Source organism: Prescottella soli (assembly GCF_040024445.1).
Classification (GTDB): Bacteria; Actinomycetota; Actinomycetes; order Mycobacteriales; family Mycobacteriaceae; genus Prescottella; species Prescottella soli.
The window spans coordinates 1,816,611-1,839,577 of sequence record NZ_CP157276.1 but is presented as its reverse complement, the minus strand read 5'-3'; the positions used below and the strand labels follow the sequence as shown (position 1 = coordinate 1,839,577).

The 22,967-nt window shown below is 69.0% G+C and carries 21 protein-coding genes; 9 read left to right on the top strand and 12 right to left on the bottom strand.

All coding sequences use genetic code 11. From position 1 onward, the window contains the following. Positions 1-119: 119 nt before the first annotated feature. Both ABI214_RS08645 and ABI214_RS08640 read left to right on the top strand, forming a co-directional pair. Positions 120-794 carry a GntR family transcriptional regulator gene (locus ABI214_RS08645; RefSeq protein ID WP_348608747.1) on the top strand — a complete coding sequence of 225 codons (675 nt, stop codon included), beginning with the start codon at positions 120-122 and terminating at the stop codon, positions 792-794. After that, positions 787-2,118 (top strand): cryptochrome/photolyase family protein, encoded by a 1,332-nt coding sequence (locus ABI214_RS08640; RefSeq protein WP_348608744.1) that lies wholly within the window; start codon positions 787-789, stop codon positions 2,116-2,118. The genes ABI214_RS08645 and ABI214_RS08640 overlap by 8 nt, the downstream gene beginning before the upstream one ends. 9 nt (positions 2,119-2,127) lie before the next feature. Here ABI214_RS08640 and ABI214_RS08635 read toward each other — a convergent pair whose 3' ends face one another. Next, positions 2,128-3,516, bottom strand: a complete 1,389-nt coding sequence (locus tag ABI214_RS08635) for a DUF1254 domain-containing protein (RefSeq protein ID WP_348608741.1) — start codon at positions 3,514-3,516, stop codon at positions 2,128-2,130. 191 nt (positions 3,517-3,707) lie between these two features. Here ABI214_RS08635 and ABI214_RS08630 point away from each other — a divergent pair, with 191 nt between their 5' ends. After that, the gene (locus ABI214_RS08630; RefSeq protein ID WP_348608739.1) at positions 3,708-4,910 is read left to right on the top strand and encodes an NADH:flavin oxidoreductase; all 1,203 of its coding nucleotides are present in this window, start codon (positions 3,708-3,710) and stop codon (positions 4,908-4,910) included. A gap of 13 nt (positions 4,911-4,923) precedes the next feature. Here the strand turns inward: ABI214_RS08630 and ABI214_RS08625 are convergent, their stop codons facing one another. The 3 genes from ABI214_RS08625 to ABI214_RS08615 all read right to left on the bottom strand — a co-directional run bounded on the left by ABI214_RS08625 (position 4,924) and on the right by ABI214_RS08615 (position 8,035). Then, complete coding sequence (locus ABI214_RS08625) at positions 4,924-5,703, bottom strand: hypothetical protein (protein ID WP_348608736.1); 780 nt, start codon at positions 5,701-5,703, stop codon at positions 4,924-4,926. A gap of 660 nt (positions 5,704-6,363) precedes the next feature. Then, a complete protein-coding gene (locus ABI214_RS08620; RefSeq protein ID WP_348608733.1) occupies positions 6,364-7,461 on the bottom strand; it encodes a CU044_5270 family protein in 1,098 nt (365 codons plus the stop codon). A 16-nt stretch (positions 7,462-7,477) separates the two neighbouring features. After that, positions 7,478-8,035: an RNA polymerase sigma factor gene (locus ABI214_RS08615; protein ID WP_348608730.1), complete on the bottom strand. Its 558-nt coding sequence runs from the start codon at positions 8,033-8,035 to the stop codon at positions 7,478-7,480. 267 nt (positions 8,036-8,302) lie between these two features. On the opposite strand from ABI214_RS08615, the gene ABI214_RS08610 reads away from it, so the two are divergent. Both ABI214_RS08610 and ABI214_RS08605 read left to right on the top strand, forming a co-directional pair. Next, a complete protein-coding gene (locus ABI214_RS08610) occupies positions 8,303-9,190 on the top strand; it encodes an AurF N-oxygenase family protein (RefSeq protein WP_348608727.1) in 888 nt (295 codons plus the stop codon). 12 nt (positions 9,191-9,202) lie between these two features. Further along, on the top strand, positions 9,203-10,600 hold the full coding sequence (locus tag ABI214_RS08605) for an FAD-dependent oxidoreductase (RefSeq protein WP_348608724.1): 1,398 nt from the start codon (positions 9,203-9,205) through the stop codon (positions 10,598-10,600). A gap of 3 nt (positions 10,601-10,603) precedes the next feature. On the opposite strand, the gene ABI214_RS08600 is transcribed toward ABI214_RS08605, so the two are convergent. Both ABI214_RS08600 and ABI214_RS08595 read right to left on the bottom strand, forming a co-directional pair. After that, on the bottom strand, positions 10,604-12,529 hold the full coding sequence (locus ABI214_RS08600; protein ID WP_348608721.1) for a propionyl-CoA synthetase: 1,926 nt from the start codon (positions 12,527-12,529) through the stop codon (positions 10,604-10,606). Between the two features lie 145 nt (positions 12,530-12,674). Further along, positions 12,675-13,412, bottom strand: a complete 738-nt coding sequence (locus tag ABI214_RS08595; protein WP_348608718.1) for a DNA alkylation repair protein — start codon at positions 13,410-13,412, stop codon at positions 12,675-12,677. A gap of 42 nt (positions 13,413-13,454) precedes the next feature. Here ABI214_RS08595 and ABI214_RS08590 point away from each other — a divergent pair, with 42 nt between their 5' ends. Beyond that, on the top strand, positions 13,455-14,135 hold the full coding sequence (locus ABI214_RS08590; RefSeq protein WP_348608715.1) for a GOLPH3/VPS74 family protein: 681 nt from the start codon (positions 13,455-13,457) through the stop codon (positions 14,133-14,135). Positions 14,136-14,150: 15 nt separating this feature from the next. Here the strand turns inward: ABI214_RS08590 and ABI214_RS08585 are convergent, their stop codons facing one another. The 5 genes from ABI214_RS08585 to ABI214_RS08565 all read right to left on the bottom strand — a co-directional run bounded on the left by ABI214_RS08585 (position 14,151) and on the right by ABI214_RS08565 (position 18,667). After that, positions 14,151-15,656 carry a carboxyl transferase domain-containing protein gene (locus ABI214_RS08585; protein ID WP_348608712.1) on the bottom strand — a complete coding sequence of 502 codons (1,506 nt, stop codon included), beginning with the start codon at positions 15,654-15,656 and terminating at the stop codon, positions 14,151-14,153. Between the two features lie 75 nt (positions 15,657-15,731). After that, the gene (locus ABI214_RS08580) at positions 15,732-16,934 is read right to left on the bottom strand and encodes an ABC transporter permease (RefSeq protein ID WP_348608709.1); all 1,203 of its coding nucleotides are present in this window, start codon (positions 16,932-16,934) and stop codon (positions 15,732-15,734) included. Beyond that, complete coding sequence (locus ABI214_RS08575) at positions 16,931-17,830, bottom strand: ABC transporter ATP-binding protein (protein WP_348608706.1); 900 nt, start codon at positions 17,828-17,830, stop codon at positions 16,931-16,933. The genes ABI214_RS08580 and ABI214_RS08575 overlap by 4 nt, the downstream gene beginning before the upstream one ends. Beyond that, the gene (locus ABI214_RS08570) at positions 17,827-18,384 is read right to left on the bottom strand and encodes a hypothetical protein (RefSeq protein WP_348608703.1); all 558 of its coding nucleotides are present in this window, start codon (positions 18,382-18,384) and stop codon (positions 17,827-17,829) included. The genes ABI214_RS08575 and ABI214_RS08570 overlap by 4 nt, the downstream gene beginning before the upstream one ends. A 16-nt stretch (positions 18,385-18,400) precedes the next feature. Next, on the bottom strand, positions 18,401-18,667 hold the full coding sequence (locus ABI214_RS08565) for a helix-turn-helix transcriptional regulator (RefSeq protein WP_348608700.1): 267 nt from the start codon (positions 18,665-18,667) through the stop codon (positions 18,401-18,403). Between the two features lie 100 nt (positions 18,668-18,767). On the opposite strand from ABI214_RS08565, the gene ABI214_RS08560 reads away from it, so the two are divergent. From ABI214_RS08560 to ABI214_RS08550, 3 genes are all read left to right on the top strand, one after another. Then, positions 18,768-19,310 (top strand): hypothetical protein, encoded by a 543-nt coding sequence (locus tag ABI214_RS08560; RefSeq protein ID WP_348608697.1) that lies wholly within the window; start codon positions 18,768-18,770, stop codon positions 19,308-19,310. Between the two features lie 168 nt (positions 19,311-19,478). Continuing rightward, the gene (locus ABI214_RS08555; RefSeq protein WP_348608694.1) at positions 19,479-20,075 is read left to right on the top strand and encodes a copper chaperone PCu(A)C; all 597 of its coding nucleotides are present in this window, start codon (positions 19,479-19,481) and stop codon (positions 20,073-20,075) included. Further along, positions 20,068-21,258 carry a Dyp-type peroxidase gene (locus ABI214_RS08550; RefSeq protein ID WP_348608691.1) on the top strand — a complete coding sequence of 397 codons (1,191 nt, stop codon included), beginning with the start codon at positions 20,068-20,070 and terminating at the stop codon, positions 21,256-21,258. Before ABI214_RS08555 ends, ABI214_RS08550 begins: the two co-directional genes overlap by 8 nt. Before the next feature lie 28 nt (positions 21,259-21,286). Here the strand turns inward: ABI214_RS08550 and ABI214_RS08545 are convergent, their stop codons facing one another. After that, complete coding sequence (locus tag ABI214_RS08545; RefSeq protein WP_348608688.1) at positions 21,287-22,924, bottom strand: ABC-F family ATP-binding cassette domain-containing protein; 1,638 nt, start codon at positions 22,922-22,924, stop codon at positions 21,287-21,289. Positions 22,925-22,967: the final 43 nt, after the last annotated feature.

The window sequence follows — 22,967 nt, the reverse complement described above, 5'->3', positions numbered from 1 at the left end:
GTTCGGGTCCTGTCGTCGTCGGGGCGGGGAGGGTGTCGACCAGTAGAACCGATTGATATCGGAAAAGCAATATAATTTCGAAACTTGACTGTCGATTCGGAACGGCCTGTACTGACGGCATGGCACGAGCGACCGGCACCCGCGCAGACGTGATCCACGCGCGGCTGCGCGCCGACATCCTCGGCGGCGCGCTCGCCCCGGGCGAGAAGCTCGCCTTCGGCCAGCTGCAGGCGCGCTACGACGTGAGCACCGGCGTCCTGCGGGAGGTCCTGCCGCGACTGGTCGAGCAGGGGCTGGCGGTATCCGAGGCTCAGCTCGGGTTCCGGGTCGTGCCGGTGTCGGTGCCGGATCTGATGGAGCTCACCGAGACTCGTGTGTTCGTCGAGTCGGAAGCGTTGCGCCGCTCGATCGCGCACGGCGACGTCGAATGGGAGTCCGCGGTTCTGGCTGCTCGTCATCTCCTCTCCCGGACCCCGACGGTGGATGCCGACGGCCGCGTCGCCGAGGCCTGGCTGGCCGCCCACAGCGGGTTCCACGGCGTCCTCCTCCGGGCCTGCCCCAACACGCGACTCGTGCGGATCGCCGAGTCGCTGCGGGACGTCTCGGAGGTGTACCGCTGCTGGAGCGGACGGGCCGCGGAGTCGTCCGCCCGCGACGTGGACGCCGAGCACGGGCGCATCGCTGCGGCCGCGGTCGAGCGCGACGCCGACCGCGCGGTGGACGAACTGCGCCGGCACATCGAGCTCACCACCGAACTGCTCGTGGCGGGACAGCAAGCGGTGCCGGGTGACTGACTCGCTCGTCTGGTTCCGCCGCGACCTGCGGCTGGCCGACCTGCCGACGTTGAGCGCGGCGGGGGAGCGGGCACTGGCCCTCTTCGTCCTCGACGATCGGCTGCTCGGGCCGTCGGGCGGTCCGCGACGAGACTTCCTGTACCGCAGCCTGTCCGCGTTGGACGAGCAACTCGGTGGCCGGTTGCTCGTGATGCGGGGCGACCCGGTGGAGGTGGTCCCTCGGGTCGCGAGAACCGTTGGGGCACTCGAGGTGCACGTCAGCGCCGATTACGGGCCGTACGGCCGGGAGCGGGACGCCGCGGTCGCCGAACAGGTGGAGTTGGTGACGACGGGTTCGCCGTACGCGATCGCACCGGGGCGGGTGACGAAGAACGACGGCACCCCGTACCGGGTGTTCACGCCGTGGTTCGCGCGGTGGCTCGACCACGGCTGGCGTGCCCCCGCCCGGACCGGTGCGGACAGCCTCGACTGGATCGACCCCGACGACGTCGCCGGGATGCGGGGGCGCGCCGCGATTCCCGCACCGGCCGAGCCGGGACCGGAGGCGGGTGAGGCGGTCGCGATGGCGCGCTGGCGCGAGTTCTGCCACGACGACCTGCTCCGCTACGACGACGAACGCGACCGGCCCGATCTCGACACCACCAGTCGTATGTCGGCGTACCTGAAGTTCGGCAACATCCACCCGCGGACGATGCTCGCGGACCTCGCGGTTGGGCAGGGCCGCGGCGCGCAGCAGTACCGCCGGCAACTTGCGTGGCGAGACTTCTACGCCGACATCCTGTTCCAGCGCCCGGACAGTGCGCGCCGCAACTACGACGCCAAGTTCGACGGGCTGCGCCACGACACCGGACGCGACGCCGACGCGCTGTTCGAGGCGTGGTGCACCGGCCGCACCGGTTTCCCCATCGTCGACGCCGGGATGCGCCAACTGGCGGCCGAGGGATGGATGCACAACCGCGTGCGGATGATCGTCGCGTCGTTCCTCGTCAAGGACCTGCACCTGCCGTGGTGGCGGGGTGCGCGGTACTTCATGCAACGCCTCGTCGACGGCGATCTGGCGTCGAATCAGCACGGTTGGCAGTGGACGGCCGGTTCCGGGACCGACGCGGCGCCGTACTTCCGGGTGTTCAACCCGACCAGCCAAGGGGAGAAGTTCGATCCCACAGGCGATTACGTGCGCCGCTGGGTCCCGGAGCTTCGGGTTGTGGACGGCAAGGCCGTCCACAACCCGAAAGATGCTCGGCCGGAGGGTTATCCGGAGCCGATCGTCGACCACGCGGAGGAGCGGCGTGAGGCGCTGGCGCGGTACGGCGAGCTCGACTGAGGTGGCCGCTCAGCGCCGGACGAAATCGCCCGGACGCCAGGTGCCGTCGAACGCGCTCTCCTGCGGGCCGTAGATCCGGAGGTAGACGAACCAGGACCGCCCGGGGACCGTCTGCACCCACCGGCCCTCCGCTCCGGCAGGAGCGTTCGGGCCGACGTGCAGGGTCACCGAGTCCGAACCGTCGTGCGGCAGTTCGAAGAGCGAGCGCAGGGCCGCGCGGCCCTGATCGGCCTGGACCTGCGAGCGGGTCTGGGCGTCGTAGACCGTCAGCGACCAGAACAGCCCGGCCGGGACGGGCTGCGGCACGGTGAGCGTGTAGTCGACGCCGCCGTCGAGGTACCGGCCGTCCGCATCCCTCGCCGCCAGCCAGTACAGCGAGCCACCGCCCACCTGCCGTCGGAACATCGCCGGGGACGCGACGATGGCCTGCGCGAACCAGCGGTCGCGGGCCTCGAGATCGAGTCCGGTCGGCGTCTCGAAGTCGGCGTTGTCCGGGACCAGCCCCACCCATTCCCATGCGCGGTCGGGCCACGCGACCTGGTCGGGGCGAGTTCCAGCGAAGGCGGACACCAGCATCTGGTCCCGGCCGACGCGCGCCGCCCGCTCGAGGATCGCGGTGATCCGCGCGTCCGGCGCGAACGGTTCCCCCTTGCGGATGCCGAGCGCTGCCAGCAGGCCGTGCATCGGCCGGAACTCCTCCACCACGGGTTCGCGATCGAGGATCCGGTGCAGCACCTCCCAGAACTGGACGCCGTCCTCCCACCGCAGGCACGTGCTGTCGAGCGGCTTGTCGGTGATGTCCACGAACTCGAGGAACTCGGTTGTCCCGAGTCGATGAACTTTTACCTCGCGCAGCGCATTCAGGGCACGGTCGATGTCTCCGCCCACCGGGAGTGCACGGATGGCCATCAGCACCGTGAACGAATTCGACCGTCCCACGTGGTAGCCGCCGGGCACGTCGCCGTCGTAGCCCGGCGGCAGCACCAGGTGCTTGCCGCCCTTGCCCTCGTCGGGGCCGGGGATGCCCATGTCCATCACCCACCGCTGGTGGTGGTCGTCGACGAGGCCGATGTAGGGGCCGGCGGGCAGTTCGATCACCATGGGCCCGTCGGTCAGATCGAGTGCGGCGGCGCCGTACGGGGTGTCGGAGTTGAGCGTGAAGCCGACCTGCAGGGGGCCGGTCGACGCGATGCCCACGGCCTCGTTGTCGGCGATGCCGGCCTCGCGGTTGCCGTTGAAGATCCCCTCGGCCGACACCGTCGGATACCAGAACCGGTATGCGGTGACCGCTCGCTGGAAGTCGGCGTCGTCACGGGCCCGCGCTGCCGTGTCGGGTGTCGGGAATCCGCCCGGTAGGTCGTATCGGTTGTTCGTCCGTTCCGAGTCCTGAACAGTCATCGTCCTGCGTCCCGTCTGCTTGGTTCGACCGGTCCTCCTGAATGAACACCACGGGTCGGTGCGGTGGCCTCATCCGTGCCGGGTGAACACCCCGTGTAGCGGAGTGGAGACGATTCCCAGTCAGTGGACACCCCTACTTTCGATACCGCTGGCTCCGGTATAGCCTCGGCCTCTCCTCGACGGAAGGAACCATGGTGTCCGAGATCGCCACTCCTGATGTGTTCGCACCGGCCAAGCTGGGCCCGATCACGTTGCGCAACCGCATCATCAAGTCCGCGACGTTCGAGGGGCGGACGCCCGAGGCGCTCGTCACGGACGCGCTGATCGAGTTCCACCGGCAGCCGGCCGCGGGTGGGGTCGGCATGACGACCGTGGCGTACTGCGCGGTGCAACCCGAGGGGCGTACCGAGCGCGGTCAGCTGTGGATGCGGCCCGAGGTGGTGCCGGGTCTGCGCAGGCTCACCGACGCGATCCACGCCGAGGGTGCGGCCGCGTCCGCGCAGATCGGTCACGCCGGTCCCGTCGCGAACGAGAAGTCGAACCGGTTGCCGGCGCTGGCGCCGTCGGCGTCGTTCAACCCGATGAGCATGAAGAAGATCCACGCCGCGACGGCCGCCGACATCGCGCGGATCACTCAGGCGCACGCCGACGCGGCCCGGTTCGCGATCGAGGGCGGCTTCGACGCCGTCGAGATCCACTTCGGCCACAACTACTTCGCCAGCTCGTTCCTGAGCCCCAAGCTGAACAAGCGAAAGGACAACTACGGCGGATCGCTCGAGAACCGGGCCCGGATCGTGCTGGAGACGGCGCGGGCCGTGCGCGAGGCGGTGGGCGACCGGATCGCGGTCCTCGCCAAGCTCAACATGGACGACGGTGTGCCCGGCGGTTTCTGGGTCGACGAGGCCATCCAGGTCGCGCAGTGGCTCGAGGCCGACGGCAGCCTGGACGCGCTCGAACTGACGATGGGCAGCTCGCTCCTCAACCCGATGTACCTGTTCAAGGGCGACGCGCCGGTCCGCGACTTCGCGAACGCGATGCCGCAGCCGGTCAAGCTCGGCGTGCAGATGGTGGGCAAGGCGTTCATCAAGACGTATCCCTACGAGCCGCTGTTCATGCTCGAGGAGGCGCGTCAGATCCGAGCCGCGGTCAAGATGCCGCTGGTGCTGCTCGGTGGCGTCACCGACAAGGCCGGCATGGACACCGCGATGGCCGAGGGCTTCGAGTTCGTCGCGATGGCGCGTGCCCTGCTGCGCGAGCCCGACCTGCTCAACCGTATCCAGGCCGAGTCCCGTACGAAGTCGCTGTGCATCCACTGCAACAAGTGCATGCCGACGATCTTCTCGGGTGCCCGCTGCGTTCTGGTCGATCTCGAACCGCCGCGCGTGCGGGGCTGAGAGACGAGCCGGGCTAAGCGCAGTCCCAGGCGAACGCGACGGCCTCGCGGACGTCGCCGGCCTTCTCGGCCCAGAAGTCGCCACCGGCCGCGGGATCGGCGATCTCGCACAGCGAGTCAGTTGCGGCGCGGATGATCTCGAGCACGAGGCGGAGCTGGCAGCTGCCGATCATGGCCATGTAGTCGTAGTCGGTTTCGTGCGTCGAGGCGTCGCGGCCCGTCGCTGCTCCCAGGTCGATGTCCTCGATCAGGTTCGCGACCGCGGGTGGCGGCGCGGGCAGCGCCGGAACGGGGACGGGCGAACCGGTACCTGTCGGACCGATCGCGCGGGGGAGGCCGAGGTCGATGTCCTCGGCGGTCGCCGCCGCCGCGAACCGGGCGCGGGCGTGCGTCGCCGAGGTCGCCAGGTGTCGCGCGACGTCGTTTCCGCGTGCGGATTCCAGTCCGGTGAGGATCCGGAGTCGGTCGGCTGCGGAGCGGAGCAGCGTCCAGACGGTGCTCATCCGACCGGCCTCGATCAGTGGTGCGGTGTCGAGCAGCGTGCGGAGGATCTCGTCGTACTGGGCGATGGCCGCGACGACGCGGACGCCGGACCCGTCGTCGGGTTCGTACGCGCGCAGCGCAGCGAGGTCCGCTTCGAGGCATGCCTGGACCGTGACCGCGACCTCGCGCACGAGTGCGGCCTGGTTCGACAATTCGATGCCCTCGGTGTCGGGGAGGTAGTGGCGACGGGGGCTGTTCGCGACGAACTCGCGCAGGAGGGCATGGACGGACGGAGTGGCGACTACGGACAACGTTCCCCCTTTTGGGCGAGCACGGACGAGCACGGACGAGCGCGGACGAGCATGCGAGCAGGGACAGGCGCGGATGGGTTCCGGTCGACCTCGGTCGACCGGGCGATCATCGCCCATTTCGGACAATTCGAAACAATGGTGACGAATCGTTGGTGCGTCTTTTCCTGTGTCGTAAACGTACCGTGATCTTACCGTGATGGTCAAGCGCCCTGAACCCTTTGACCTGCGGATTCTGGAAATCAACTTAAAGATAGTTTGGCGAGGTTTTTACGTATTATCCGATTGGTGACGATTCATGGTCGCTTTGCCTCGGGTCGACCATTCGGGTGTCCCAGCCGATTCCGTGAGCGACCAGGGTGAGTGCCGCGAGCGGGTGGGTGTCACCGGAGCCGACGTCGGAGAATCGCTCGATCTGACGGAATCGGCTATCGACGGCCGGCTGGGGAACGAAGGGTCGTCGGCAGTTGAACGCTGTCGGGGAGAAGCTCCGGGTTCTCGGGCGGAACACCTGGGGGCTGTGGCCCGCGCTGTCGACGGCCCCGGTCCCGGGCAGTACGGGATCGGGGCCGTTCCGTTCTGTGCTCGTCGTGCCGGTCCAGTCGTGCACGCAAAGCTGGATGCCGTTGCGGCGTCGTGGGGTGCCGGATAGGACGATTGCGGCTATCGCGTCCCGGAGCCGGGCGTTTCCCCCGCCGCGCCGACACCCGATCTTGTGACCGAGCTGAACTCCACAGCCGTACCGGGCGGAATGCCGTCGTACCCGTCGAGAGTGACGACACGCTGGCCGATGAACTCGCCAGTGACGGGATCGATGATGATCTCGGTGCGCCGACCGCCGTCGACGACGCCGACCGCGGTTCCGATCCGTCCGTCGAGGTTGGCCTGCCCCTCGGTGATCTCCAACGTCGGCAGTGTGACCAGCGCACGATAAATGCTGCTGGTTACTTGATTGCTCACGAGACCGCTGCGCAGACCCGAAGCGACGTCGGACAGCAACTGTGCGTCGCTCCCAGATTCGGATCGCAATTTCTCGTACAGTGCCGTCGGGTCGTCGGGAAGTCCGTCGAGGTACTCGACGGTCGGGTTGGCGAAGGACGCCGGCACCGCGCCGTCGGTCCCGTCGTCACCTGCAGTTGGGAAGAACTGTCCGCGCCGACCGCGGAATTCCCCCTCCGGCCATCCCGATCCGAACGCCAGCTCTCCAGCGATCTCTTCGTTGCCCGTGATCCACTGCCGATTCGGCGACACTGAACGCCGTTGCAGCCATTCGCCGTTCGCGTCGGCTGGAATCCAGGTCCGGAGAACGTTCTCGCCCAGGTATGCGAATTGTCCACGCTCGCTATCGCCGGACGCCATCCACCACGCATGCTCCTCGACGAAGGTGAAAGCGGCCGGCGTCGACGGTGCACTCGCCAACTTCTCGGACGACGCGAGCAGCAGGGCATCAACGGACATCCGCGCGGGATCGCCGGCCAGGGGCGACTCACCCGTTGGTCCGGCAACGGACTCGGCGCCGGTCTTGGTCGACACGACTGACGTTCCGACCACCGCTCCGCCCGCGAGGAGGGTGACCGCGGCCGCAACCGCGATCCACACACGAGACTTCGGCGGCTTCGATTCGGTCATCAAGTTGTCGATCCGGTGGTCGATCATCAGATTGTCGATCCGTGCGGCGAGGCCTTCGGGAAGCTCGGGCGCTTCCCCTCCCAGTCGCCGCAGATCGGCGTCCAGCTGCTCGTCGGAGATCGTCTCGTTCATGTTCTCTTCCTTCATCTCAGGGCCTGTCCAGGACCTGGGGATACGATCGCTTGAGTGCTGTCCGCGCGCGGAAGAGCCGCGTGCGCACGGTGGCTGGTGGTAGATCCAGCACTCTCGAGATCTCCAACGGTGTCAGCTCAGCCCAAGCGACCAGCAGTATTACTTCGCGCTCTTCGAGCCGCAGGTTCGACAGAGCAAGTGCCAGTTGCGAATCCAGTGTCCGGACGAGATCTGCAGGGTCGTTCGACACAGTCGACGCTTCCGCGGCGATGTTCCTCGCCGAGGCCTTCAGTCGGCGCGCCTCCGCGCGGTAGTAGTGGCGAATCTTGTTGGTCGCCACTCCGAACAGCCACGATCGACTCTGTGCGACGTTCGAGTTGTACCGATCACGAATTCGCCATGTTTCCAGGAAGGCGTCCGCGACGATGTCCTCGGCCGAGGATTCGCCTACCCGGCGCACGACATAGTGGTAGAGCGACTGTGCGTGAGCGGTATAGAGGTCATGCCAGTCCGCGGCTTCCAACCGTGGCCCTCTCATGTCGGTGTCGGTGTCGCTGTCGGTTTCGATACTCACACTGTCTATTGCCCGCGGGACGCTCCAGCGTTCCCGCATTCGTGAAGAAGTTGTCTCGAACATGCCGAACACCCCTCGAACGACCTGTTGTGGAGACGATTCCACGCGAAGGTCACCAACCGGACAGTCCGCGGTGACGAGCCCCGGTCGGTATGTGGATACCGGGATTCCCGGCCCGCCACTCATGCGAGCATGTAGCCACACGTTCGGGGTGCTGTCGCGCAGAGCGGGTGCCTCGAATCGCCACCGAATTGAGAAGAGGGAGGGATGGGAGCTTCCGGAAGCGACGCACTGTTCGAGGCCCTTTTGGATTCTGCTCAGCGGCTGTCCTTCGAGTCGAGGAGTCCGCTGGTCTACCGGCCCGAACCGGGCGACGACGAACGTCATGGCATGACACCGCAGTGGTCACCCCTTTTCGGCACCCCGTTGTGGGACGGCATGTCCGGGTCTGACCGCGTCCGCCTCACCAGAAGCGAAGTAGCGCAGTTCCTGGGCGTCGGCATCTGGCTGGAGGTGGGTTTGCAGGTGGCATTGCTGAGGGCGAGCCACAGCGCGAATCCGGCACGGCCGGACGTCAAGTTCCTCTTCAACGAATGCGCGGACGAGAACCTGCACTCGTTGATGTTCGTCAACGCCATCGACAGCATCGGATCACACTTCTATCCGCGTGACCGCATGCTGGACTTCTTCGGCTGGGTGTTCCGACACATCGTCTGGGACGAAGTGGCGTACGGAATCGTCCTCGCCGGTGAAGAGATCTTCGACGTCATGCAGCGTGACTGGATGACCGGCGGCGACGTCGCCGCACCCATTCGCCGCGCCGCGTACATCCACGTTGTCGAAGAGTCCCGGCACATGGCGTTTGCGCGTCGGAAGATCCGTGATCGATTGATCGGTCTGTCCCGTTTCAGGCGATTCGTGAGCACCCTGCTCATCGCGACGGGAACGCACCTCATCACGAAGAGTTTGATCAATCGCCGGGTGTACGACGACCTCGGCCTCGACTGGGATGTCGTGAGGTCGAATATCGACGCGAACGAACATCATCGGATGATGTTCCGGAAGGCCGCGGAGCCGTTCATCGAATTTCTGAGCAGAGAAGGGTTGCTGAATTTCGGCGCCCGGTGGATCTACCGAAAGTCGAACCTTCTCTGAGTAGGAGTCGTCGTGGCCCACGTCATCCTGGGACATTGCTGTAAGGACGCCTCGTGTGTGCGGGTGTGCCCGCAAAACTGCATTCATCCCGCCCCCGGGGAGGACGGCTTCGACGCCGCCGAGACGCTCCACATCGACCCCGGCTCGTGCATCGACTGCACCGCCTGCGTCGACGCCTGCCCGGCCTCGGCGATCAAACCCGACCATGCGCTGACCCAGGCCGAGCGCCTGTACGCCACCCGTAACAAGGAGTTCTTCGCGCAGGCTCCCGCCACGCCGCGCACCCGGCCGCGGGCCCTCGTCGAGCTGCCGCTGGCGAGCCCGAGTGACAGACTCGCGATCGCCGTCGTGGGGTCGGGGCCGGCCGCGATGTACACGGTTCGCGAACTCCTGCGGCGATCGACGTCGATCAGTGTCACCGTCTACGAGCAGCACGACACCGTCGGGGGCCTCCTGCACCGGGGCGTGTCCCTCGACCACGTCGGCGTGCGCGACATGATCCGACTCTTCGACGTACCCTTCGGCGACGACCGCGTCACGATCGTTCCCGACACGGAAGTCGGCATGGACATATCGATCGACGAACTCCGAACGAGATTCGACGCGGTCATTCTCGCCTGCGGAGCCTCGCAGCCGCGCCAAGTCGGACCCACCAACGCCGGCGGCGGCATCCACCAGGCCATCGACATCCTGGTCGCCGAGAACTGCGGGTCCCCGGGTGTCCACCCCGCGCCTGCCGGACCAACATGCGTTGTGATCGGCGCGGGAAACGTCGCGTTCGATGTGGTCCGGTGGGTCGCGAAGACGCGCCACCGGGCTTCTACGAGTGATCGGATCGGAGAACTGGTGGTCCTGTCGCGGTCGGCTCCCGAGGACGCCTCGTTCACTCCGTCCGCGTTCTTCGAGCTTCTCGACCTCGAGCACACCGAGGTGCTGATCGACCGCACCGGCCGCGCGCCCCGGCCCGGCGCGGACAGCTCACTGCTCCGCGAGCTGTCGCGCCTGCCTTGCGCCGACGTCCGCGGCGTGCACGCCCGGCCGGCCGACACCACCGGTCCACTGCGCATCGTCCTGTCGTTCGGACAGGAGGTGGCCGACCTCGCCCTCGCCTCGACCGACCTCGGCGCCGTCACGGTCACCACGACCGCCGGTCGGACCTTCTCCGCGGACTCCGCGATATGCGCCACCGGATTCACCACCAAACGGATCGACGGTGTCCCACTCGACGAACGCGGGGTCGTTCCCAACCATCGGGGACAGGTGATCTCGCACGAGACCGGCGAACCGGTGGAGGGGCTGTACGTCGTCGGCTGGGCGAAACGCGGCGCGTCCGGCGGGGTCGGCGACAACCGCACCTGCGCGGCTGAAACCGTCACACAACTCGCCGCGGACCTCCGCTCACGGGCGTGACGGTCAGCCGCGGAGCAGCTTCTCCAGGTCCTCGAGGACCGACGGGTCCTCGATGGTCGACGGCACGGTGTACTCGTCGTTGTCGGCGATCTGCCGCATCGTCTTGCGCAGGATCTTGCCCGAGCGGGTCTTCGGCAGCGCCTGGACGACGGTGACGTCGCGGAACGTGGCGACGGCGCCGATCTGCTCGCGGACCATCGCGACCAGTTCCTTGCGCAGGACGTCGTCCTCGATCTCGATGCCGGCCTTGAGCACCACGTACCCGCTGGGACGCTGGCCCTTGAGCTCGTCGTGGATGCCGATCACCGCGCACTCGGCGACGGTGGGGTGCGACGCGACGACCGCTTCCATGCTGCCGGTCGAAAGACGGTGTCCGGCAACGTTGATGACGTCGTCGCTGCGGCCCAGGACGAACACGTACCCGTCCTCGTCGACGTAGCCGGAGTCGCCCGTGAGGTAGTAGCCGTCGAACGTCGACAGGTACGACCTCACGTACCGGTCCTCGTCGCGCCACAGCCCGGCGAGGGTGCCCGGCGGCAGCGGCAGCGCGATGACGATGTTGCCCTCGGTGCCGGCGGGGACAGGCGTGCCCTCGCCGTCGACGATGTCCACGCGGTAGCCCGGCACCGGCACGGTGGGGGAGCCGGCCTTGATCGGCATCGGTTCCAGCCCGCGCAGATTCGCGCAGATCGCCCAGCCGGTCTCGGTCTGCCACCAGTGGTCGATCACGGGGACGCCGAGCTTCTCGGTGGCCCACGCGTAGGTGTCCGGATCCAGGCGCTCGCCGGCCGCGAACAGCGTCGTCATCGACGAGATGTCGTACTTCGCGAGCTCGACCGCCTCCGGGTCGGCCTTGCGGATCGCGCGGATCGCCGTCGGCGCGGTGAACAGCGCGGAGACGTTGTGCTCCTGGATCACTCGCCAGAACGCGCCCGCGTCCGGCGTGCCCACCGGCTTGCCCTCGTACATGACGGTGGTGGCGCCGGCGAGCAGCGGGGCGTAGACGATGTAGGAGTGGCCGACGACCCAGCCGACGTCCGACGCCGTCCACATGACCCGGCCGGGGCCGATGTCGTAGAGGTTGCGCATCGACCACGTGAGCGCGACCGCGTGCCCGCCGTTGTCGCGGACCACGCCCTTGGGCTTCCCGGTGGTGCCGGACGTGTAGAGGATGTAGAGCGGATCGGTCGCGGCGACCGAGACTGGGCCGGCGTCCTGCGCGTCGGCGGCCAGCTCGTCCCAGTCGAACCACGCGGCGCCGCGATCGCGGTAGTCGGCGGCGGTGCCCGGGATGGTCTCGCGGTTCTTCACGATCACGGTGTGCGGCGGGTGCGCCGACATCCCCAGCGCCTGGTCGACCATCGGCAGGTACTCGATGGTGCGCCCGGGCTCGAGGCCGCCGGAGGCGGTGACCAGGACGACGGGCTGGGCGTCGTCGATGCGGGTGGCCAGCTCCTTGGCGGCGAAGCCGCCGAACACGACCGAGTGCACGGCGCCGATGCGGGCGCACGCGAGCATCGCGATCGCGGCCTCGGGGATCATCGGCATGTAGATCACCACGCGGTCGCCGGCGACGACACCCTGCTCGGCCAGGACGCCGGCGAACCGGGCGACCTCCGCGAGCAGCTCGGAGTACGTGTACGTCCGCTGCGCGGGCACCATCGCCGAGTCCCAGACGAGCGCGGCCTGGTCGCCGCGGCCGTCGCGCACGTGCCGGTCGAGGGCGTTGAAGCACGTGTTGAGGGCGGCGTCCGGGAACCAGCGGTACATCGGGGCGTTCGAGTCGTCCAGCGCGCGCGTCGGCGCGGTGTCCCACTCGACGGCCTCGGCGGCGGCGAGCCAGAAGCTGTCCGGCTGCTCCACGCTCTCTTCGAAGGCGCTGGAGTAGGCGTCGACGTTCGAACCTGCTGCGTGCTCGAAGGTGCTCATCGATTCGTGTCCTCTCGGGTCCTGACCACGCATCTGTGATGCACACGACACCCTATGTGACGTGCACCCCAATGGCGCGAGGGCTGTGGCTCGTACAACAGAAATCTGCGCCCGGCGGTGCCGAACGGTCGGTGAACGGCACGGGTCAGCTACTCCGGAGTAGCCGGTAGTGCGCCCGGGTGTCCGCGTCGAGGTGTTCGGTGGCGTAGCTCAGTGCCGTCGCACCCATCTCCGCGGCGTGTCGATCGAGGAAGCCGAGCAGCAGGCCGCGGTCCACCCGTTTGCCGACCTCCCGGAGCATCCAGCCGGTCGCCTTCTGGGTCAGGTCGCGGCGGTCGCCCAGGACCCGCGCCGCCAGTTCGAGGGTCGTCGATGCGTCCCCGCGCCGGATGAAGCCGAACGTGGTGAGCAGGGCGACGCGCCGCCGCCACAGGTCCTCGTCGGCGCCGAGTACGAACACCGGGTCGCGGGGCCGGTCGTAGAACCAGTCGCCGAGGATGTGCAGCGCCGACAGGTCCACCAGGTCCCAGTTGTTCACCCGGCCCCGGAGAACGGCGGCCAGGTAGCGCTCGGCGATGCGCTCGCGGGCCTTGTCGTCGCGGCCGCGGGCGCGACTCGCCCGGGCGAACCGGTCGACGAGAATGAGCAGGCCGGTCAGCCGTTGCTCGTGCACCGGACTGTCGAGGAGCGCGTCGACGTCGTCGAGCGGCAACGCCACGAACCGCTTGGCCACCGTGCGGACCGCGGGCACCCGGACGCCGATGAACACGTCGCCCTCGCCGTACTCGCCCGGCCCGGTCTTGAAGAACCGCTGCAGTTGTCGCGCGTCGTCGGCGTCGGCGACCTCCGTCAGGGCGGCTGTGACGTCTCCGGCGTCGGGCATGACAGAGACCATCCCACATCGCGACTCCGTACGGTGGGGGACATGACGCCGCTCATCGCCGAAGACCTGCTGCTGCTTCTGCTCGACGACGAGTCCGGCGGACCGGTCGTCGACGGCACGCGACTTCCGCGGGTGCTGGCCGGCGCGGTCCTGCTGGAGCTGGCGCTCGACGGGTACGTCACGCCCGCCGAGGACGGGGAGGACGTGAAGAAGGGGCGCCTCGCCGTCCGGCGGGAAGCGACTCCCGGCGATCCGATCCTCGCCGGCGCCGTCGAGGTGATCCGTGAGTCCCGGCGTCCGATGAAGCCCGAGACCGCGATCGAGAAGCTCGACACCGAGATGCGGGAAGCCGTCTTCGAACGGGTCGTCGACCGCGGCTGGGTCCGCGAGAGTCGACGCAAGATCCTCGGCATCTTCCCGAGCAAGACCTGGCCTGCGGTCGACGAGAGCCACGAGCGCGGGGTCCGACGCGACCTCGAGCAGGTGCTCGTCGAGGGACTCGATCCGAATCCGCGCACCGCGGCGCTCATCTCGCTGCTGTCCGCCGTGGACGCCGTCGCCAAGGTGTTCCCGGACGCCGATCGCAAGGCGATCCGTAAGCGCGCCAAGGACATTGCCGAGGAGGAGTGGGCGGGAGCGGCGGTCCGCAAGGCTGTCGACGCGATCAACACCGCCGTCTTCGTGGCGGTCATGGTGCCGGCGATGACGGCCGGGACGTCCTAGCCGCTGACGGCGGAGTCAGCGGCCCGGCAGGCCGAGGGTCCGGTAGCGGGCGAGGCGGGCGGTCATCCGGTCGTCGCCGGGGAGGTCGCGCAGCTCGGCGAGTTCGCGGGCGATCGCGGAGCCGACCCGCCGGGAGAACTCGACGGGTTCGATCGCGGCGTCGGGTGTCTCGGGGATGACGGCGTCGACGACCCCGTCGCGCAGGAGATCGAGCGACCGGATGCCCTGGGCCCCAGCCATCTGCGGCGCATGGGTGGTGTCACGGTGCACGATCGCGCTGGCGCCCTCCGGGGGAAGCGGTGCGAGCCAGCCGTTCTGGGCCGCGAGGACGCGGTCGGCCGGCAGCAGTGCCAGTGCGCCGCCTCCGGTGCCCTGGCCGAGGAGCACCGACACGGTGGGGGTGCGGAGGGTGACGAGGTCGGAGATGCAGCGGGCGATCTCGGGCGCGAGGCCGCGTTCCTCCGCCTCCCGGGACAGCGCGGCACCGAGGGTGTCGATCACCAGCACCAGCGGCAGGCGCAGCTCGGCGGCCATCCGCATGCCGCGGCGGGCCTCCCGCAGCGCGGCCGGCCCCATCGTGTTCAGGGCCGACTGGCCGGCCCTGTCCTGACCGAACAGCACGCACGGCTGCCCGCCGAACCGGGCGAGGGAGAGCAGCACCGTCGAGTCCACCTCGCCCTGGCCGGTGCCGCTGAGCGGCACGCGGGTGGCGGCGGCATGCCGCACCAGCTCCCGGATGCCCGGTCGATCGGCGCGGCGTGACACCATCACCGACTGCCACGCCGGAACGTCCGGGATGTCGTGCGGATCCGTGAGATCCGGGATGGCGACGGTGTCGTCGGGCGGGTCGCTCACCACGTTCAGGGCCCGGTCGACGAGGTCCCGCAACTGTTCGACGGAGGCGACGCCGTCGATGACCCCCTTGCTGTACAGGTTCTCCGAGGTCTGCACGCCCTCGGGGAACTTCTCGCCGTACAGCGCCTGGTAGACGCGGGGGCCGAGGAATCCGACGAGCGCGCCCGGCTCGGCGATGGTCACGTGCCCGAGCGATCCCCACGACGCGAAGACGCCGCCGGTGGTGGGGTCGCGCAGGTAGACGAGGTAGGGCAGGTGCGCGGTCTTGTGCGCGGCGACGGCCGCGGCGATCTTGACCATCTGCACGAAGGCGACCGTGCCCTCCTGCATCCGCGTGCCACCCGACGTCGGGGACGCCAGCAGCGGCAGTCCCTCGGCGGTGGCCCGCTCGATCGCCGTGACGATCCGTTCGGCGGCGGCGACACCGATCGAGCCCGCGAGGAAGGAGAACTCGCACGCGATGACGGCGACGCGGCGTTCGCCCAACAGGGCGGTGCCGGTGATCACGGACTCGTCGACCCCGGACTTGGCCGCGGCCGCGTCCAGTTCGGCGCGGTAGTGCGCGGCGGGGGAGACGTCGAGCGGGGCGGTGTCCCACGAGACGAAGCTGTCGGCGTCGAACACTCGACCGATCAGTTCCCGAGCAGAAATCCTGGTGCGGGACATGGTCTTTCCTCCATCTCGTGCATTGCCCACGGCGACCGCACCCATGCAGGGATTGGCCGCCGTGGTCCAGCCTAGCTACCGGCTGAGGGCCTCACGCCACGAGACCGTCTTGCCCATTCGCAGGATCGAGCGCTGGTAGATGCGAGCGGCGAGGGCCGACATCGCGACGGTGACCACCAGCATCAGCACGATCGTGCCCACGATCTGGGTCGCGCTGGCGACTCCCGCGGCGATCCGCAGCGGCATGAGGATCGCGGAGAACGGCGGAATCCAGCTCAGGACGTTCGACAGCGAACCGCCCGGGTCCTGCACCGCGCTGAACGCGGAGAAGAACATCGCCATGACCAGGATGGTGAGCGGCATCGCGGTGGAGTTGACGTCCTCCTGGCGCGACACCATCGAACCGGTCGCCGCGTAGAGCACTGCGAAGAACGCGAAGCCGAGGACGAACCAGCCCAGGGTGCCCACGAGCGTCCCCCACGCGGTGCCGCCCAGGGTGAGGACGCCGGTTGCGACGCCGGCGCCGACACCGACGACGCCGTACGCGGCCAGCTGCGCCAGGCCGACTGCGCCGATGCCGATCACCTTGCCCCACAACAGCTGCAGCGGACGCAGCGTCGACAGCAGCAGCTCCACGACGCGGGACGACTTCTCCTCGACGACGCCCATCGCGACGTACATGCCGAACACCAGGATCTGCATGTAGAGCAGCACGACGACGGCCATCGACAGTGCGATGCGCTGTCCACGTTCGGGATCCGGCGGGTCGATCGCGTCGACCGTGACGACGGCGGAGCTGGTCGCGTCGGCCAGCTGCGCGGCGTCCACGCCCTGGCTGGCCAACGCCGCGTTCTGCGCCTGTGCGGCGACGGCGCCGTCGAGCACGATCCGCAGCGACGTGTCGATCTCCGACTTGGTGATCGCGGTGACGCTGCCGCCGGAGCCCGGCACGACGGCGACGTCGAGGTCGCCGCTCTCGACCTGGGTGCGCGCGGTCTGCTCGTCGCCGACCTCGGTCACCTCGACCGGGTTCCCGGCCGCGTCGCCGGTCGCGACCAGCGCGGCACTCAACGTCTGGTCGCCCACGAGCCCGATCTTGGAGCGCGACTCGTCGTCGCTGCCGGAGAAGATCGACGCCGCGACGATGGCGCCGACGATGGCGATCAGGACGATCACGTTGCTGACGAGGAAACTCTTCTTCCTCACCTGGGTCAGGAACTCACGCCGCGCGACCAGCGCGATCGCGCGGCTCGGGCTGAGACCGTTGTGGCCGCTCATGCGGACACCACCTCTCGGAACAGTTCGGTCAGGGACGGCTTGCGGACCGCGAACTCGTGTACCGGTCCCGTCTTCAGCGCGGCGTGGAGCACGGCCTGGTCGTCGGCGCTGGCGCCGAGCGACAGCACGGTGCGGCCGCCGTCGTGGCTGACGGTCGTGACGCCGAACAACTGATCGGCCCACCCTGCGGGTGCCCCGGGGGCGTGGACCTCGAGCAGGACGTCGCCGCTGCCCCGGAGTTCGTCGACGGTGCCGATCGAGTCCATCCGGCCCTTGGAGATGATTCCCACCCGGTCGCACAGGCGCTGCACGAGATCGAGCTGGTGGCTCGAGAAGATCACGGGGACACCGGTGTTCGCCTTCTCCACGAGGACGTCGCTCATGACGTCGACAGCCACCGGATCGAGTCCGGAGAACGGCTCGTCGAGGATGAGGACGGCGGGGTCGTGCACCAGTGCGGCGGCCAGCTGCACGCGCTGCTGATTGCCGAGGCTCAACGAGTCGACGGTGTCGCCCACGCGTGCCGCGATCCCGAGGCGCTCGGTCCACCGGCGCGCCGAGTCCTCGGCCTCGCTCCGTGAAAGTCCGTGCAGTTCGGCGAAGTACGTGAGCTGCTGGCCCACCTTCATCTTGGGGTAGAGGCCACGTTCCTCGGGCATGTACCCGATCGAGCGACGGACCTCAAGATCGACGGGTCGGCCGCCGAGTCGCACCTCGCCGCTGTCGGCGGCGAGGACGCCCAGCGCGATCCGCATCGTCGTCGTCTTGCCGGCGCCGTTGCTGCCGACGAATCCGAAGATCTCGCCGGGGCGGACGTCGAAGCTCAGGTTCTCGAGCGCTACGACGTCGCCGTAGCGCTTCGCTATCCCGTCGAATGTGAGGGTCTGGCCGGTCATGCAAGCTCCTGGTGGTCGTCGGTGTCGGTATCGGGGTCGGGGCGTGTCCAGGCCAGGATCATCGCGGGCGCGCAGGCGCCGATGACGAGCGTGGTCAGGACGAGGAGTCCGGCGGAGTAGACGAGGTTGCTGCGGTCGATGTCCAGATCGAGCGCGCCCGCGACGATGAGGAACATCGCCGGGACGAACGTCAGCGTCTGCGTCACGGTCAGGCCGATGGAGCGGGCGCTGTCGCGCTGCTGGACCTCCCACTCGTCGAGGGCGTCGCGGGGCGCGTCGCCCTGACGTCCCGAGACGATCTGCAGGACGGTCCAGGTGACCAGGAACGCCACGCAGACCGGAATCCACAGCACCGGGCCGGTCTTCATGTCGTTCACGCAGACGACACCCACCGCGACCATGCTCAGCAGGATCAGGGTGAGTACGACGACGAGGGCGCGCCGTCGTCGCTGTGTCCGCCAGCGGGGCAGCCAGTGCCGGTACTGCTCCTCGTGTCGGAGGAACCGTCGGGTGCGGAAGTCCTGGTATCGCTCGAGCAGGCCGATGTCAGCCATCCTCGTCGACGCCTCCTTATCGGTCGGTTCGATACAGCTCGGTGCTGAGGGGACCGAACTCGGTGCGCGAGAACACGGCCTCCACCGGCAGTTCGAACACCGCGCAGATTCGCAACGCGAGGTCGAGGCTGGGGTAGTGGTCGCCGCGCTCGAGCGCACCCACGGTCTGTGGGTTCACCTCGATCAGTTCGGCGAGCTGCACGCGGCTCATCTTGCGTTCGGCGCGCAGCACGGCGATGCGATTGAAGATGGGGAGACTCGCCCCACGTCGCACCGGGCTCATGCAATCGATCGTTGTAAAAACCCAACGGTCTGTCAAACCAAGCAAAAGTTCGGCGATGCTTACACGAAGTCCATACGACGGTCTGTAGTAACCTCGGGGCATGCGGATCGGCCCAGGTGAGGAGCTCGCACGCCAAGTGCGTGGCCTTGCCGTCGCCGGATCCGTCATCGCGATTGCGATCGGTGCGCACGGACTGGCCGGGGGCGGCACGCCCCAGGGTGTCACGCTCCTGCTGCTCGGCGGCGTCGCGGCGGTGCTCGCCGCGGCCGTGATCGCGGTGCCCACCATCGCCACGCGTCGGCGGTGGCTCGTGCCCGTGCTGGCGACCGGCCAGGTGCTCTCGCACACGGCGCTGTCGCTCGGCGACGCCCATGCCGGAATGCACACGGGTTCGCACCTGACCGCGCCGATGCTCCTCGCGCACTCTGCGGCCGTGGTCGTGTGCGCCGCGCTCATCGCCGCCGCGGAACGGATCGGTCCGCGGGCCTGCGCGGCGCTGCGCCGGATCCTGCCGAGGATCCTCACCGTTCTGCCGGTGCGGCTGGAACCCGCGCTGCCGCGGGCCGTCGCCGACGTCCGGCCGGTGTCGGCGGTCGTGTGCGTCGGGTCGATCGCGCGCCGGGGCCCTCCCGCCTTCTGCTGAGTTCCCTCACCTCACCGCGTCACGACGCCATCGTCGTCGACGCGCGCCCTCCCGTCGGAAAGTTCCGGCGCCGGAGGGATTCCCCGGGCCGACGGCCCGCCATACCTGCCGGGCAGCGCCCGCGCGCCTGACGGCTGCCGCGCGCCCGCACACGAAAGGCACACGTACATGAAGGCATTCACCCGCACCCGCGTTCTCGCTATCGGCGTCACCGTCGCGGCCGGACTCACCCTCGCGGGATGCAGCAGTGACTCGAAGGACGACACGAAGGCGACCGACGCCGCATCGATCACGGTGCAGGACTCGTGGGTGAAGGCGGCGGACTCCGGTATGACCGCGATGTTCGGCACCATTCACAACGACTCCGGCAAGGACGTCACGCTCGTCTCCGCTACCTCCTCGGCCTCGCCGCGCGTCGAACTGCACGAGATGGCGCCGGATGCCACCGGTGCGATGAAGATGCGAGAGAAGGACGGAGGCATGACCATCAAGGCTCATGACACGTACGTGCTCAAGCCGGGCGCCGATCACATCATGCTGTTCGACCTGCCCGCCCCGGTGAAGGCCGGCAGCGACGTGTCGTTCACGCTGAAGTTCTCCGACGGCGCCACCACGCAGGTCACGACCCAGGTCCGCGACTTCACCGGCGCTCGCGAGAACTACGGCTCGCACGGCGAAGCCCCGAGCCAGGCCCCGAGCGCAAGCCCGGCGCCGGCCGCCGACCACGGCGACATGCAGAACCACGGTGAGGCGCACAGTGGCTGATATCAGCCGTCGGCAGTTGTTCGGGGTCGGCGCCGCCGCGATCGGCGGCGTCGGCCTCGGCCTCGGCACGGGTGCGGTCGTAGCGCGACCGGCGAAGGCCGAGGTGGTCGCGGAGACCGTTCCGTTCCACGGTGAGCACCAGGCCGGGATCGAGACGCCGCCGCCCGCGCACACCACGTTCGTCGGACTCGATCTCAAGCCGGGGACCGATCGCGCCGCGCTGGTCCGGATGATGAGGGTCTGGACCGACGACGCCGCCCGGCTGACCGCCGGGCGGGGCGCGCTCGCCGACACCGAGGCCGAACTCGCGACGGCCCCGGCCCGGCTCACCGTCACGGTCGGATTCGGGCCCGGCGTGTTCCGCGCCGCGGGCCTCGAGGACCGTCGACCGTCGTGGTGCAAGCCGCTGCCGCCGTTCGAGATCGACAAGCTCGAGCCGCGGTGGAACGACGGCGACATCCTGCTGCAGGTGGGATCCGACGACCCGGTCACGGTCGCGCACGCGGTGCGCGTCCTACTCAAGGACGCGCGGGGCACCACGACCGTCCGCTGGGTCCAGCGCGGGTTCCGCCGCGCGCGGGGCAGCGAACCCGAGGGCACCACGATGCGCAACCTGATGGGGCAGGTCGACGGCACGATCAACCCGAAGGGCGGCAGCGGCGACTTCACGGACGTCGTCTGGAACGACGGCGCCGAGCAGTCGTGGATGGCGGGCGGCACGTCGGTCGTCATCCGACGCATCCACCTCGACCTTGACGGGTGGGACGAGCTCGACGGTCCCGGCCGTGACGAGGTGATGGGACGCCGGATGTCCGACGGTGCGCCACTGACCGGTGAATCGGAGTTCGACACACCGGATTTCGACGCGGTCGGGCCCGGTGCGCTGAAGATCATCCCCGAGTTCTCGCACATCGCGCGGGCGCGGCCGATGGCCCCGCGGGAGCGGTTCCTACGGCGCGCGTACAACTACGACGAGGCCCCCGACGGTGTCGGGGTGTCCGACTCCGGGCTGATCTTCGTCGCCTACCAGGCGGACGTCGACGTCCAGTACGTGCCGGTGCAGCAGCGCCTCGCCGAGGCGGACATGTTCAACCAGTGGTCGACGCCCGTCGGGTCGGCGGTGTTCGCGATCCCGCCGGGATGCCGCGAGGGCGAGTACCTGGGGGAGGGCCTGCTCGGCTGAGAGCAGAGGGGCGACGGCCGGTTTCCAGTCAGTCTTGACCGAGCCGGCCGTCGTCCATCCGCCAGCGTCGGGTGTGGCGCATCGTGTCCAGCATCCGGCGGTCGTGGGTGACCAGCAGCAACGTGCCGGTGAACGATTCCATCGCCTGCTCGAGCTGCTCGATCGCCGGCAGGTCGAGGTGGTTGGTCGGTTCGTCGAGCACCAGCAGGTTCACCCCGCGTGCCTGCAGCAGCGCCAGCGCCGCCCGGGTGCGTTCGCCCGGCGACAGCGACGACGCGGGCCGCAGCACGTGGTGGCCCTTGAGGCCGAACTTCGCCAGCAGGGTCCGGACGTCTGCCTCGGGCCAGTCCGGAACCTGCGCGCCGAAGGCCTCGGCGAGCATCTCGTCACCTTCGAAGAGTCCACGCGCCTGGTCGATCTCGCCGACCGCGACGCCGGAGCCCAGCGTGGCTGTGCCCTCGTCGGGCGTCAGCTTGCCGAGGAGTACTTGCAGCAGCGTCGATTTCCCGGAGCCGTTCGGTCCGGTGACGAGAATCCGGTCACCCCAATCGACTTGGGCGCTCACCGGGCCGAAGGTGAAGGTTTCACGTCGAACGACGGCGCCGCTGAGCGTCGCGACCACGGCGCCGCTGCGGGGCGCGGCCGCGATCTCCATCCGCAGTTCCCACTCCTTGCGGGGCTCCTCGACCACCTCGAGCCGCTCGATGCGCCGCTGCGTCTGCCGGGCCTTCGCGGCCTGCTTCTCGGTGGACTCGGCGCGCGCCTTGCGGCCCATCTTGTCGGAGTCGCCGTTCTTGGCCTTGCGGCGGGCGTTGCGGACGCCGTGCTCGAGCCAGTTGCGCTGCATCTGGGCGCGGTCCTGCAGGGACGCGAGGTTGCCCGCGTACTCGTCGTACTCCTCGCGCGCGTGCCGACGGGCCACGTCGCGCTCCACCAGGTACGCCTCGTATCCGCCGTCGTACACCGCGATCTGCTGCTGCGCGAGGTCGAGTTCGACGATTGCGGTCACGGTGCGCGCCAGGAACTCTCGATCGTGACTCACCACCACGAGCGCGGTACGGGTCTCGCCGACGAACCGCTCGAGCTGCTCGAGGCCCGGCAGGTCGAGGTCGTTGGTCGGTTCGTCGAGCAGCAGCACGTCGTACCGGGACAGCAGCAGCGAGGCCAGTCCGGCCCGGGCGGCCTGACCGCCCGACAGGTCCGTCATGTGTGCGTCCCCGGTGACGTCGAGGCCGAGGTCGGCGAGCACCTGCTCGGCGCGTTCGGCGAGGTCGGCGCCGCCGAGCGCCAGCCACCGGTCGAGGGCGGGGGAGTAGAGGTCCTCGCCGCCGTCGGCGAGCGACTCGGCGGCCGCGTTCATCGTCGATTCGGCGGCGGTGACGCCGGTCCTGCGGCCGAGGAACTCGAGGATCGTCTCGCCGGGAATGCGATCGGGTTCCTGCGCCAGGTAGCCGACGGTCGCGTCCGGTGGACTCAGGGTGACGGTGCCGGTGACGTCGGCGTTGCCGACCCCCGCCAGCGTCGTCAGCAGCGTGGACTTGCCTGCTCCGTTGGCGCCGACCAGTCCGATGACGTCGCCGGGGGCGATGGTCAGATCGAGTCCGGAGAAGAGCGTGCGCTCGCCTCGGGACGCGGAGAGGCCGGAGATGCGCAGGGTTGCAGTCACGAGGCGATTATCCCTGGTGGAGCCGCGGTCACCTCGCGCCGGT